Annotated in this window: 12 protein-coding genes and 2 pseudogenes; 7 read left to right on the forward strand and 7 right to left on the reverse strand. The window is 67.9% G+C overall.

Translation table 11 applies throughout. The features are described 5' to 3' along the window. The first annotated feature begins 53 nt into the window (after window positions 1-53). The 4 genes and pseudogenes from TU30_RS21085 (at window position 54) to TU30_RS38350 (ending at window position 2,839) form a co-directional block, all read left to right on the forward strand. Window positions 54-467, forward strand: a complete 414-nt coding sequence (locus TU30_RS21085) for an arsenate reductase ArsC (protein WP_042172199.1) — start codon at window positions 54-56, stop codon at window positions 465-467. Further along, window positions 464-1,453 (forward strand): thioredoxin-disulfide reductase, encoded by a 990-nt coding sequence (gene trxB, locus TU30_RS21090; RefSeq protein ID WP_042172202.1) that lies wholly within the window; start codon window positions 464-466, stop codon window positions 1,451-1,453. Before TU30_RS21085 ends, trxB begins: the two co-directional genes overlap by 4 nt. A 454-nt stretch (window positions 1,454-1,907) precedes the next feature. Next, a pseudogene (locus TU30_RS38345) lies at window positions 1,908-2,087 on the forward strand (substrate-binding domain-containing protein); the annotation flags it as partial. A 128-nt stretch (window positions 2,088-2,215) separates the two neighbouring features. After that, on the forward strand, window positions 2,216-2,839 hold the full coding sequence (locus TU30_RS38350) for a substrate-binding domain-containing protein (protein ID WP_370626685.1): 624 nt from the start codon (window positions 2,216-2,218) through the stop codon (window positions 2,837-2,839). A 55-nt stretch (window positions 2,840-2,894) separates the two neighbouring features. Here the strand turns inward: TU30_RS38350 and TU30_RS21100 are convergent, their stop codons facing one another. Beyond that, a complete protein-coding gene (locus TU30_RS21100; RefSeq protein WP_042172204.1) occupies window positions 2,895-3,266 on the reverse strand; it encodes a helix-turn-helix transcriptional regulator in 372 nt (123 codons plus the stop codon). A 151-nt stretch (window positions 3,267-3,417) separates the two neighbouring features. On the opposite strand from TU30_RS21100, the gene TU30_RS21105 reads away from it, so the two are divergent. After that, a complete protein-coding gene (locus TU30_RS21105) occupies window positions 3,418-4,089 on the forward strand; it encodes a low molecular weight phosphatase family protein (protein WP_042172206.1) in 672 nt (223 codons plus the stop codon). A 187-nt stretch (window positions 4,090-4,276) separates the two neighbouring features. On the opposite strand, the gene TU30_RS21110 is transcribed toward TU30_RS21105, so the two are convergent. From TU30_RS21110 to TU30_RS21135, 6 genes are all read right to left on the reverse strand, one after another. After that, window positions 4,277-4,567: a hypothetical protein gene (locus tag TU30_RS21110; RefSeq protein WP_042172208.1), complete on the reverse strand. Its 291-nt coding sequence runs from the start codon at window positions 4,565-4,567 to the stop codon at window positions 4,277-4,279. A gap of 9 nt (window positions 4,568-4,576) precedes the next feature. Beyond that, window positions 4,577-5,371, reverse strand: a complete 795-nt coding sequence (locus TU30_RS21115) for a response regulator transcription factor (RefSeq protein ID WP_042172209.1) — start codon at window positions 5,369-5,371, stop codon at window positions 4,577-4,579. Window positions 5,372-5,420: 49 nt separating this feature from the next. Beyond that, the gene (pstB, locus tag TU30_RS21120; RefSeq protein WP_107068526.1) at window positions 5,421-6,269 is read right to left on the reverse strand and encodes a phosphate ABC transporter ATP-binding protein PstB; all 849 of its coding nucleotides are present in this window, start codon (window positions 6,267-6,269) and stop codon (window positions 5,421-5,423) included. A gap of 68 nt (window positions 6,270-6,337) precedes the next feature. After that, window positions 6,338-7,246 carry a phosphate ABC transporter permease PstA gene (gene pstA, locus TU30_RS21125; protein WP_052479873.1) on the reverse strand — a complete coding sequence of 303 codons (909 nt, stop codon included), beginning with the start codon at window positions 7,244-7,246 and terminating at the stop codon, window positions 6,338-6,340. Continuing rightward, window positions 7,243-8,193: a phosphate ABC transporter permease subunit PstC gene (gene pstC / locus TU30_RS21130; protein ID WP_042172213.1), complete on the reverse strand. Its 951-nt coding sequence runs from the start codon at window positions 8,191-8,193 to the stop codon at window positions 7,243-7,245. Before pstC ends, pstA begins: the two co-directional genes overlap by 4 nt. Continuing rightward, window positions 8,193-9,167, reverse strand: a complete 975-nt coding sequence (locus TU30_RS21135; RefSeq protein WP_042172215.1) for a PstS family phosphate ABC transporter substrate-binding protein — start codon at window positions 9,165-9,167, stop codon at window positions 8,193-8,195. Before TU30_RS21135 ends, pstC begins: the two co-directional genes overlap by 1 nt. Before the next feature lie 402 nt (window positions 9,168-9,569). Between TU30_RS21135 and TU30_RS21140 the strand changes: the two genes are divergently transcribed. Together TU30_RS21140 and TU30_RS37475 are read left to right on the forward strand one after the other, a co-directional pair. After that, window positions 9,570-11,654, forward strand: a complete 2,085-nt coding sequence (locus tag TU30_RS21140; protein ID WP_234307931.1) for a PhoX family phosphatase — start codon at window positions 9,570-9,572, stop codon at window positions 11,652-11,654. A 350-nt stretch (window positions 11,655-12,004) separates the two neighbouring features. After that, window positions 12,005-12,544, forward strand: a pseudogene (locus tag TU30_RS37475) (transposase); the annotation flags it as partial.

Here is a 12,544-nt window from a genome sequence, read left to right on the forward strand (position 1 = left end):
GGTGCTGATGTCATGTGTGCCTGATCCAACCGGTTGACGAGAGAGACCTCCTGATGTCCGAGAAGCCCTCTGTTCTGTTCGTCTGTGTCCACAACGCCGGCCGCTCCCAGATGGCCGCCGCCTGGCTCACCCACCTCGCCGGAGACCGCGTGGAGGTCCGCTCCGCCGGGTCCAACCCGGGTGACGCCGTGAACCCGGCCGCCGTCGAGGCGATGGCCGAGGTCGGCATCGACATCTCCGACGAGACCCCGAAGATCCTCACGGTCGACGCGGTCAAGGAGTCGGACGTCTGCATCACCATGGGCTGCGGCGACACCTGCCCCGTCTTCCCCGGCAAGCGCTACCTCGACTGGAAGCTGGAGGACCCGGCCGGCCAGGGCGTGGCAGCGGTCCGCCCGATCCGCGACGAGATCAAGGTCATGGTCGAGGGCCTGATCAAGGAGATCGCGCCGGAGACGTCCAAGTGAGCGCCGACACGGACGTCCGGAACGTCATCGTCATCGGCTCCGGCCCCGCCGGGTACACCGCCGCCCTCTACACGGCGCGCGCTGACCTCAAGCCGCTGGTCTTCGAAGGCTCGGTGACCGCGGGCGGCGCGCTCATGAACACCACGGAGGTGGAGAACTTCCCCGGCTTCCCCGAGGGCATCGTCGGCCCGGACCTCATGGACAACATGCGGGCCCAGGCGACACGCTTCGGCGCCGAGCTGGTCCCCGACGACATCGTCGCCGTCGACCTCACGGGTGACATCAAGACGGTCACCGACAGCAGCGGAGCGGTCCACCGGGCCCGCGCCGTGATCGTGACCACCGGATCGCAGCACCGCAAGCTGAACCTGGAGCGCGAGGACGAACTGTCGGGCCGCGGGGTCTCCTACTGCGCGACCTGCGACGGCTTCTTCTTCCGCGACCGCGACATCGTGGTCGTCGGCGGCGGCGACACCGCGATGGAAGAGGCTACTTTCCTCACCCGGTTCGCCCGCTCCGTCACGGTCGTCCACCGCCGGCGCACGCTGCGGGCCTCCCAGGTCATGCAGAGCCGCGCGTTCGCCGACGACAAGATCTCCTTCGCCTTCGACAGCGAGATCGCCGAGATCAAGGAGGAGAACGGCGCACTGTCCGGCCTCGTCCTGCGCGACACGTTCAGCGGACGGACGCGCGACCTCGATGCCACCGGCCTGTTCATCGCGATCGGCCACGACCCCCGCACGGAACTCTTCACCGGTCAGCTGGACCTGGACGACGAGGGATACCTGCGGGTCGAGGCCCCCTCGGCCCGCACGAACATCCCCGGTGTGTTCGGTGCGGGAGACGTGGTCGACCACACCTACCGCCAGGCGATCACCGCCGCGGGCTCCGGCTGCGCGGCAGCCCTGGACGCCGAGCGCTACCTCGCGGCCCTCACCGACGCCAAAGCGGTCGCGGAGCCCGAAATGACGCCGGCGGCCGTCTGAGCCTCTCGGCGGAACGAGCCCGACCGCGATCCTCGGGGGGAGCCTCCCGCGCGGTGATGAAGCGCGCGATGCTGACCTCATGCCGCGTCCTGCCGAGTCGAGGCGCCGGGCGGGGCCTTCCTCGCGGCGCGTGCATGTCACGCGCAGGCCATCCATCCAGTCGCGCTCCGTCAGCTGATGTTCTCCGCTGCGTTGCCTCCACGGCGTTCACATCGGCAAGCATCTATCCGGCTGGCCGGCCATCTGGAAGGAAACACTGGTGCATCATCGACGGCCGAACAGACACCTTCCGCTGAAAGGCGCCGTGGCCATAGCAGCCGGCACCTTGCTCCTTTCGGCCTGAGGAAGGGGCGGCGGAGGTGAAGCCGCCCCTTCCCCCTCACGGCCGAGCCACATCACCTGCGCCGAGGAGGGCAAGGTGGCCGGCCCGGGGTCGACCGCCCAGCAGAACGCGATGAAGCATTGGCTCCAGGGGTACCAGAGAACTTGCCCTGGGGTGCAGCTGCGCTACAGCCCCATCGGTTCCGGCGGAGGGGTGGCCCAGTTCCTGCGCGGAGCCACGCATTTCGGCGGCAGCGACACCCCGCTGTCGGAAGACGACGTCGAGTTCTCCCGCCGCACGTGCCCCGGGAGCAGGGCGATCGACCTACCGATGGTCGGAGGCCCCGTCGCCATCGGCTACAACGTCGACGGCCTGGACAGCCTCGTCATCGACGCATCGACGCATCGACGCTCGCTCGGATCTTCGACTCACGGATCACGATGTGGAACGACCCCGAAATCCAGCGCCTCAACCCCGGCGCACGGCTGCCCGAGACCGAGATCAGCGCCGTACACCGCTCCGACAACTCGGGCACCACACAGAACTTCAACGCCTACCTGGCGGACGCGGCACCGGAGGAGTGGCCGTACGAAGAGGTGAAGGCATGGCAGGCCAGGGGCGGCCATGCAGCACCCGGTTCCGACGGAGTCGTCTCGACGGTGAGCAGCCAGAACGGCTCGATCGGCTACTTCGAGCTGTCCTTCGCCAAGGCCAAGGACGTACCCACCGTGAAGCTGGACACGGGCGCCCCCGAACCGGTCGCGGTCTCCGCGCAGAGCGCGTCAGCCGGCATCGCCGCCGCCAAGGTCGCCGGCAGCGGCCAGGACCTGACGCTGGAGTTCGACTACCGCACCAGGGCCCCCGGCGCGTATCCGATCGTGCTGGTCACCTACGAAATCGTCTGCGCCGACGGCACCCCGGCCGACGTGCTGCCCGCGCTGAAGTCCTTCCTGACCTACACCGCGAGTGAGGAGGTTCAGGCGGGGTTGGCACGCATCCACTACGCCCCGCTGCCGGAGAAGGTGGCCTCGCGGGTGCGGCATGTGGTGAGCACGCTGTCCTGATGCGCGGCGAGCCGTAAGGGAGCCGACGCTGCGACGCGGCCGGGGCGGGTGACTGTCAGCCGGTCGTCGGCTCCAGGATGGCCCGGATCCGACGAAGCCCTTCGGGGTCGACGGAGAACCAGGCCCACGTTCCGCGCCGCTCCCGCGTGAGGATCCCGGCGTCCGTCATGATCTTCAGATGGTGGCTCACCGTGGGCTGGCGCAGACCGAGGCAGTCGGTCAGGTCGCACACGCACGCCTCGCGGGCGGGAGAGCGTTCGATCAGGCGCAGTATCTGCAGCCGTGTGGGGTCGGCGATGGCCTTGAGGGCCCCTGCCATGCGCTCGGCCTCTTCGCGGTCGATGAGCAGGCAGGACAGCTGTGACACGCATGTGGCCGGTTCATCGTCCACGACCGTCTTCATCGCCTCGTAGGCAGTGATGGACATCTATTCACCATATGGGCCCGAGGGCCACTCCCAGGGCACCTGAGGCGGTTGCCACTTTGAATTCACTTATCGTTCACTCTCGTCCACATCGATCCACTCAGATATAGATGGGTACCTATAGTTGGAGGTCGGCTTCGGGAGGGGCGCAATCATGGATGAGCAGCCGCCACTCGGCCGGGCCACCCCGCCCCTGCGGAGCGCCAGCGCGGTACTCGCGCGGATCACCGCCCGGCTCACCGTGCGTCACCGCCACGCCTTCTCGCAGGCCACCGTTGCGCAGTACGTGAACGAGTGCGCCACCCTCCTCGCCGACCGGGCTAGTGCCGTCCAACATCTTCCGGTCCTCGTGGAGCGGTTCGCCGACGAGCGACTGCGCGGCCTCGCCCGCGCCCAGGGGCTGTCCGGTGAGTCCCCGCCTGCGGTGCTCTTCGTCTGCACGGAGAACGCCGGGCGCTCTCAGCTGGCCGGCGCGCTGCTGCGTAGGCGTGCGCTCGGTGCGGTCATGGTCATGACGGCGGGATCGGGGCCTGCGGCCGACATCTCGCCCGTCGTGGTCCGGCTGCTGACGGAGCAGGGGCTCGATACCGGGGAGGATTTTCCCAAGCCGCTCACCACCGAGGTCGTCGACTCGGCGGACCTGGTGATCACCCTCGGCTGCGCCGACGCCTGCCCCGTGCGTCCTGGCCGCCGCTATCTCAACTGGGATCTGCCAGACCTCAGTGGCCTTGACATCGAGAGTGCACGCGCCGTGCGGGACAGTCTGCACATGCGCATCGACCGCCTCTTGGCAGAGCTGACCGAGTCGTCCCCGTCCTCTGCGTGACCCGCCGAGTTTTAGGGCCGGTCAGGCACCGGTGCTCCGCCAGGGCGCGGGAGCGCGCTCAGCTCAGCGGTTGTCGTTCGGCCGAATTCCCCGAGCAGAAAGCCGCTTTGGCCCTCGGAGGATGTGAACCGGCCGGCGGGGCACCGCCAAGCAGCCCGCCGGCCGGTGTACGGGCCGATGCGCCTCGCTACGGGTGCCCATCGGTGAGACAGAGGGAGATCAACGTCCGGGCTTCCGCGAGGGTGCGGGCGGCGATGATCTCCCTCATGGTCTGCGAGTCGGTGGTGAACGTCCGCGAGGCCGACTGGCCGGTGGCCTGGAACCGGACACGAACCTTCGCCGGCCACCACCGCTTTCGGTGAAAGAGCGTGCCGATCGTAGGAATGTGATGCCGCCCGTGCACCGCGCCGCAGCGGGGATAGTGCACTGCCCAGGGAGGCAGGTCGATGTACGAGTCGTCCTCCTGCCTCTCGGTCATCACGGCTGCCTATGCCCTGGCAGCCGGCCGGGAGGAGGAGAGCGGTGGCCGCACGGAATCGGATGGCCTGCACTCCAGGCGGTAGCCCATGCCGCGGATCGCGTCGATGGTGCAGCAGCTTCCCGCGCCTTCCCGCAGGCGTTGCCGTACGCGGCGGACGTGCACGGTGAGGGTGTTGCTGTCCAGGCTCTTGGTGCCCCACAGGACCTGGGTCAGCTCCGGTCGGGAGACGAGCCGGTTGACGTTCTCCATGAGGTAGCGCAGCAACATGAATTCACGTACCGGCAACTGGAGCGAGCGTCCTCGTACGTAGACGTGAAACCCGACAGGATCAAGCTCGATGTCACCGACGACCAGCGTTGCGGCCGCCTTGTCGTCCGGTGTGAGTCCCGCTGTGAGGAGGGGGAGGATTTCCTCGATCCGGTAGGGCCGCGCCACGAAGGCGACGGCACCCGCGGCGAGGGCGGCGGTTGCCTCCTGGGTCCCGTCCGGTCCGGCGCCGACGATGACGGGCACAGGGCTGAGCCGGTTGATCAGGCGGGTGACGTCTGCGGCGTTCACCACCGGCAGCGGTGCTCCGAGCAGTACGGCGCCGGGGTGCTGTGCTCCGACGTAAAGCAGGGCCTCGGCGCCGTCGTGGCAGGCGATCACGCTCACGCCTGCGGCCGAGAAGCGAGCCATGGCCTGCTTTGCCAGCTCCTCGTCGGGCTCGGCCATCAGCAGGGCCGGGGTCTTGCTGTCGTCCGGGCCGTCCGGAGACCTTCGTGCGGCGGTCTCCGGTGGTCGTCGTGCGTCGGGGGTCACCCGGGTACTCCTTTACGTGGCGGCGCAAAGAGCAGCATTGGCTTCGGGGTCAGCCGAAGCGGCCCGAGATGTAGTCCTCGGTGCGCTGGTCGGAGGGGTTGGAGAAGATGCGTTCGGTCTCGTCGTACTCGACGAGGCGTCCGTGGCGGACTCCCGCGTCGTCGACGTCGGCGGTGAAGAAGGCCGTGCGGTCGGAGACACGGGCGGCTTGCTGCATGTTGTGGGTGACGACGATGATCGTGAACTCACGGGCGAGGTGCGTCATGAGGTCTTCGATCTTGGCGGTGGCGATCGGGTCGAGGGCCGAGCAGGGCTCGTCCATCAGGATCACCTCGGGCTTGACCGCGATGGTGCGGGCGATGCACAGCCGCTGCTGCTGACCGCCGGAGAGGGCGAGCGCGGACGTCTTGAGCTTGTCCTTGACCTCGTCCCAGAGCGCCGCGTGGGTGAGGGTCTCCTCGACGAGGTCGTCCAGGTTGCCCTGGAACCCGCCGACGCGGGGGCCGTAAGCGATGTTGTCGTAGATCGACTTGGGAAACGGGTTCGGCTTCTGGAAGACCATGCCGATCCGGCGGCGGACCTCGATCGGGTCGACGTCCCGGCCGTACAGGTCCTCGTTGTGGTACTGGACCTTGCCGGCCACGCGGGCGCTGGGGACGAGGTCGTTCATGCGGTTGAAGCAGCGCAACACGGTGGACTTGCCGCAGCCGGAGGGGCCGATCATCGCGGTGATCTGCCGGTGCCCGATGGTCATGTTGACGTCGCGTACGGCCTCGTGGTCGCCGTAGAAGACGGACAGGCTGCCGACCTCGAAGACGGGGCTGTTCAGCGACGGGGCGCTGCGGAAGGCGACCTGCGGAATCCTCGTGCCGCCGGTGGCGTCGGAGGGAGGGGTCATAGCGGTCTCCTGCACAGAGTCGGCGGGGTCGAGGTGTCGGGTCGCGGAGGGTGTGGAGGTCATGGCGGTCACCAGGTGCGGGAGTAGCGGTTGCGGAGCCAGATCGCCACGGAGTTCATCGCCAGCAGGATCGCCAGCAGGATCACGATGGCGGCGGAGGCGAGCGAGACGAACTCGGCACGGGACTGACTGATCCAGTTGAAGATCTGGATCGGCAGAACGGTGAACTGGCTCTGCACGCCGCTGGGGTTGAACGTGATGAACGTCAGCCCGCCGAGCAGCAGCAGCGGGGCCGCCTCGCCGATGGCACGGGACAGGGCCAGGATCGAACCGGTGGCCATGCCGGGGACGGCCGCGGGCAGGACCTGGCGCCAGATGGTCTGCCACTGCGTGGCGCCCAGGGCGAGCGACGCCTGCCGGATGGACTGCGGAACCGCCCTGATCGCCTCGCGGGAGGAGATGATCACCACCGGCAGGACCAGCAGGGACAGCGTCAGCGACGCGGTCAGCACGGTCTGCCCGAAACCGAGGCCGCGGGAGATGATGCCGAGGCCGAGGATGCCGTAGACGATCGAGGGCACGGCGGCCAGGTTCTGGATGTTGATCTCGATCGCGCGGTTCCACCACTTGTCCGGGTCAGCGTACTCCTCCAGGTAGATGGCGGTGAGGATGCCGGTCGGGAGGCAGTAGACGGCGGTGAAGCCGATGACCCAGACCGTGCCCATGATCGCCGACTGGGCTCCGCCCTGCGTCGGGTCGATGTAGTCGGGGAAGTTCATCCACAGCCGCGGGTCCAGCCGTGACCAGCCCTCGCTGAGCACGTAGGCGAGCAGCGAGGCGAGGAAGACGACGGCGACGGCGAGCGAGATCCACAGGCTCAGGTGGAAGACCCGCTCGCGAAGCGGGGTCCCCTTGCCCTTCAGCCGGGGAGCGTCGTCGTGGATGGTGGCATCGCGGTCGATGACCTTGGAACTCATTCGTACACCTCGCGGTACTTGCGCACCAGACGGATGCTCAGCAGGTTCATCACCAGCGTCATTACGAACAACAGGGCACCCACGGCGAAGATGGTCTGGTAGCCGGTCGAGCCGGTGGGCAGGTCGCCGATGCCGGCTGCGGCAATGAACGCGGTCATCGTCTGCATGCCTTCGAGCGGGTTGAAGGACAGGTTCGGCTGCCCGCCCGCCGCGATGGCCACGATCATCGTCTCGCCCAGAGCCCGGGAGATACCGAGGACGACGGCCGCGACGATGCCGGACAGCGCGGCGGGGAATACGACGCGGGTGGAGACCTGCATGCGGGAGGAGCCGAGGGCGAACGCTCCGTCGCGCAGCGCGCGGGGCACCGCGCTCATCGAGTCCTCGGCGAGCGAGGCGATGGTGGGGATGATCATGATGCCCATGACGAAGCCCGCGGCGAGCGCGTTGAAGATCTGCGGCCCGTCACCTGCGGGCCAGATGCTCTGCAGGACCGGAGTGATGGCCTTCAGCGCGAAGAAGCCGTACACGACCGTAGGGATGCCCGCGAGAACTTCGAGCAGAGGCTTGAAGATCTTCCGGACGCGCTTGTTCGCGTACTCGCTCAGGTACACCGCGGCACCCAGGCCCAGCGGGACCGCCACCAGCAGGGCGATGAGCGTGACCATCAGGGTCCCGCCGACCAGCGGCAGGACACCGAAGGAGGCGGGCTTGAACAGGGGCGCCCAGTTGGTTCCGGTGATGAACTCACCGAAGTCGACCTTGGAGAAGAACTCGCCGGCAGGGGGAATCAGGGCGATGACGATGCCGATCGTGGTCAGCACCGAGACCAGGGAGGCGGCCACCAGGAGGACCTTGATGACCTTCTCGCCGTAGCGCGGCTGGGACCGCTTCAGGAAGCCGGGGCTTCCTGAAGCGGCCCGCCGTGAAGAGAGGGTGGAACTCATCAGGAGTGCTGCTCCCGCAGAGTCGCGAGGTCCTTCTCCAGCTCCTTCTGCTGTTCAGCGTTGAGGGGCACGAACTGCGCCTTCTCGGCGATCTCGGCGCTGTTCTCGACGTAGTACTCGACGAACGCCTCAGCCTCGGGCTTCTCCAGAGAGGATGCCTTCGGGTAGATGAACAGCTGCCGGCCCAGCGGCGTGTAGGTGCCGTTCTGCACCGTCTCAATACCGGGGGCGACACAGCCGCCACCGCCGTCGATCTTGAGGGCCTTCAGCTTGTCCTTGTTCTCCTCGAAGTAGGACAGACCGAAGTAGCCGATACCGCCCTTGGAACCGGACACGCCGCGGACGGTGACGTTGTCGTCCTCGCTCGGGTTGTAGTCGGTGCGCGAGGCGCCTTCCTCACCGTTGATCGCGTCCGTGAAGTAGTCGAAGGTGCCGGAGTCGGTGCCCGCGCCGAACAGTTCCATCTTCTGGTCCGGGAACTTCGGGTCGACCTGGTTCCAGTTGTTCACCTTGGAGCCGGGCTCCCAGATCTTCTTGAGCTGCTCGACGGTCAGGCACTCGACGAAGTCGTTGTCCTTGTTCACCACGACCGACAGGCCGTCGTTGGCGACCGAGAACTCCTCGAACTTGATGCCCTTCTTCTCGCAGAGGGCCTTCTCCTCGTCCTTGATCTCTCGGGAGGCGTTGGAGATGTCGGTCTCGCCGGCGCAGAACTTCTCAAAGCCACCACCGGTGCCGGACGTGCCGACCGTGACCTTCACGCCGGGGTTCGCCTGCTGGAAAAGCTGGGCGGCCACGGTGGACAGCGGGGCCACCGTGCTCGACCCGTCCACCTTGACGGTCCCGGACAGCTTGTCGCCGCCCTCACCGCCCGAACCGGCGTCGGCACCGCCGCACGCACTCGCGGCCAGCATCACAGCAGCCGTCAGAGCCAAAGGAGCCTTGGCCCGGCGCAACGAAGTGGAAATGTTCACGACTCTCGACCCTCGTGTCTGCCGGGACCCCCCGGCTGTCTGGATCAGGTGCGCAGCGCACCCCGTTCGGACTCCTTCATCGAAGTCTGGCTATATGAACAAGAGGTGTACGAGGGGCCCATCGGGTATGAACGATAGCTAGTCATCTCTATAGACGGATGATGATGTTTACGTGCGGGGTGCGCTTCCCGGTCAACGTCTCGCCTTTGTCGCCCCGACCGCTTGGCCGAAACGCGCGCCACGGGCATGGGGCAAGGGGCCCCTTCGGCTCCGCCTTCCTTGTGGAGTTGGGCTCCCGTTCACTTTCCGGACGCCCCTCGGTGCCCGCGCTGCGCCTAGCGTCACGGATCGATGGCCGCCTATATGAGGCCGCGTTCCGTATCCCACCGCGTGGAGGACCTCGTGCTCGAACAGCCCGAAAGCCGCACAGACCGCTCAGCGAACCTGCCCGTGCTGCCCAGCCACAACACGGCACGCTCGGCTCTTACCTGCCGCTACCGGTGCGGCGACGCCTGCTCCCACGACGCTCCGAACCGCTCGCTCAACACCTACTTCGGCGACATCGTCCATCAGGTGTCCCGCCGCGGAGCGCTCAAGAGCGGCGCGGTCCTCGCCCTCGCCGCAGCCGCCGGGACAGCGGTCGCCACACCCGCGGCGGCGTCCGGCAAGGCCACCACGCCCGCCGCCCACCGCGGTCCGGACCGCGGTGCGGGCCGCCTGCCTCGCGGTCTGCGCTTCGAGGCAGTGCCGCCGAACACCGCCGACGCCGTGACCGTCCCCGCCGGCTACGCCCAGCAGGTCGTCATCCGCTGGGGCGACCCCGTACTGCGGGGTGCGCCCCGCTTCGACGCCCGCCGTCAGAGCGTCGCTGCCCAGTCCCGCCAGTTCGGCTACAACTGCGACTACATGGCCCTGCTCGACCTCCCGGCGCACTGCCACGGCGACCAGCTGCTCGTGGTCAACCACGAGTACACCAACGAAGAGATCATGTTCTTCGGCTACGACCCCGCCAACCCGACCCGCGAGCAGGTCGAGATCGCTTGGGCTGCCCACGGCCTGACCGTCCTCAGCGTCCGCACCGATCGACGCTCCGGCCGACTGCGGCCGATCAGCGGTGATGCGCTCAACCGCCGCATCACCGCCACCACCCCGTTCGAGCTCACCGGCCCGGCGGCTGGCAGCGACCTTCTCAAGACCAGCGCCGATCCCGCTGGCCGCACTGTCCTGGGCACGCTGAACAACTGCGGCGGCGGCGTCACCCCGTGGGGCACGGTCCTGTCCGGCGAGGAGAACTTCAACCAGTACTTCGCCAACGCCGCTGCCGTTGCCGACCCCGTGGCCAAGCAGCGCCTGGCCCGCTACGGCCTGCCGTCCGGAGCGAGTCAGCGCAAGTGGGAACGCTTCGATCCCCGCTTCGACCTCGGAAAGGAACCGAACGAGGCCAACCGGCACGGCTGGATTGTCGAGATCGATCCGTACGACCCCGACTCCGTACCACGCAAGCGCACAGCCCTCGGCCGGTTCAAGCACGAGGCCGCCGAACCCCGCCTGACCAGCGACGGCCGGGTCGCCCTCTACATGGGTGACGACGAGCGCTTCGACTACCTCTACAAGTTCGTCTCCACCCACCGGTTCAAGAAGGGCAAGGGCCGGGCTGCCCGAGAGCACAACCTCCGCCTCCTCGACGAAGGCACCCTCTACGTCGCCAAGTTCACCGGGGACAGCCCGATCGCCGAGATCGACGGCACCGGCATCCTCCCCGAGGACGGCGACTTCGCGGGCTCCGGTACCTGGATCCCGCTCGTCACCGGCAACACCTCCCACGTCGCTGGCATGGCCGCCGACGAGGTCTACGTCTTCACCCGCCTGGCCGCCGACAAGGCAGGCGCCACCAAGATGGACCGCCCCGAAGACGTCGAGCCCCACCCTCACACCGGCCGCCTCTATGTCGCGCTCACCAACAACAAGGACCGAGGAGCAGTCGGCAAGACCGGCCCCGACGAGGCCAACCCGCGCAACGGCAACAAGCACGGCCACATCCTCGAACTCGACGAACGCCGCGCAGACGCGGCCGCGACTTCCTTCTCCTGGCGCCTCATGCTGGTATGCGGCGACCCCAAGGACCCCTCCACCTACTTCGCAGGCTTCGAAAAAAGCCAGGTCAGCCAGATCTCCTGCCCCGACAACATCGCCTTCGACGAACACGGCAACCTCTGGCTCGCCACCGACGGCGCCGCCCTCGGCGCCAACGACGGCCTTTTCGCCGTCCCGGTCACGGGGCCGCACCGAGGCCACGTCAAGCAGTTCCTGACCGTTCCCAAGGGGGCCGAGACCTGCGGCCCGATCATCACCGACGACCGCATCCTCATTGCCGCCCAGCACCCGGGTGAAATCGACGGCGCCACTACGGAGAACCCTGGCTCGGCCTGGCCCGACGGGCCCGGAACCGTGCCCCGGCCGTCCGTCGTCGCGGTGTGGGAGTCCTGACCTGCAAGAGCGGTCTCGCCACCTCTCCTGTGCCGTCCGGCCAGCGCAACGGGCCGCACTTCAGCGGCCGTTTGCCTCTGCGCCTCGTCCGTCGGTACCGCCTTGGTGAAGGTGCTGCTGGTGTGCTCGCTTTCACGCGACAGTTCGTGCGTGCGGCGCGGCACAGCAGCGGCCGTCAGCCCTTCGGCTGAACCGGTACGCCTGCGGCTCCCCCTGCCCGGCCGATACGGAGCGTGACTGTGCTGGGCAAGGGGAGAGGCGGTATCGGAGTCGGCGGCATGGGTCTTTCCCCCTGAGCGTGGACACCTTGGACACTGGACCTTGAGGGTCCAGAGGAAGAGATGTCACGCATGGTGATGAAGGTGTATTCGGCGGAGTTCAAGGCGGACGCTGTCGCGCTGTACCTGTCGGACCCGAAGAACACGTTCGAGGGCGTGGGCAAGGACCTGGGGATCAGCCGGGAGACGCTGCGCAACTGGGTGCGCACCGAGCGGGCCCGGACGGGCCATGCGGCGGGCACCAGCGGCTCGCCGCGGGCGGCACGGACTGCCGAGGTGACCTCCGACGATGTGCTGATAGAAGAGAACAAGCAGCTCAGGGCCCGGATCAGGGAGCTGGAAACCGAACGGGAGATCCTGCGGAGGGCCGCGAAGTATTTCGCCGGCGAGACCAACTGGTGAGCCGTTTCCGGTTCGTTGATGATCATCGAGGCGCGTTCGGCGTCAAGCGGCTGTGCCGGGTCCTGGAGGTCTCCAGGTCCGGGTTCCACCGGTGGCTGAAGGCCGCCCCGGCCCGCCTGGCGCGAGCCCGGGACGATGCCCGCCTCGCCCGGCGGATCCGGGAGATCCACAAGGAGTCCGACGGCACCTACGGCATCCCGCGCGTCACCG

Origin of the sequence: Streptomyces sp. NBRC 110035 (assembly GCF_000829695.1) — a bacterium.
GTDB lineage: Bacteria > Actinomycetota > Actinomycetes > Streptomycetales > Streptomycetaceae > Streptomyces.

Bases quoted from the DNA above. Each gene is read 5' to 3' on its own strand.
- TU30_RS21085 (WP_042172199.1), top strand. From the start codon at position 54: ATGTCCGAGAAGCCCTCTGTTCTGTTCGTCTGTGTCCACAACGCCGGC.
- TU30_RS38350 (WP_370626685.1), top strand. From the start codon at position 2,216: ATGTGGAACGACCCCGAAATCCAGCGCCTCAACCCCGGCGCACGGCTG.
- TU30_RS21100 (WP_042172204.1), bottom strand. From the start codon at position 3,266: ATGTCCATCACTGCCTACGAGGCGATGAAGACGGTCGTGGACGATGAA.
- TU30_RS21105 (WP_042172206.1), top strand. From the start codon at position 3,418: ATGGATGAGCAGCCGCCACTCGGCCGGGCCACCCCGCCCCTGCGGAGC.
- TU30_RS21110 (WP_042172208.1), bottom strand. From the start codon at position 4,567: ATGACCGAGAGGCAGGAGGACGACTCGTACATCGACCTGCCTCCCTGG.
- pstB (WP_107068526.1), bottom strand. From the start codon at position 6,269: ATGACCCCTCCCTCCGACGCCACCGGCGGCACGAGGATTCCGCAGGTC.
- pstA (WP_052479873.1), bottom strand. From the start codon at position 7,246: ATGAGTTCCAAGGTCATCGACCGCGATGCCACCATCCACGACGACGCT.
- pstC (WP_042172213.1), bottom strand. From the start codon at position 8,193: ATGAGTTCCACCCTCTCTTCACGGCGGGCCGCTTCAGGAAGCCCCGGC.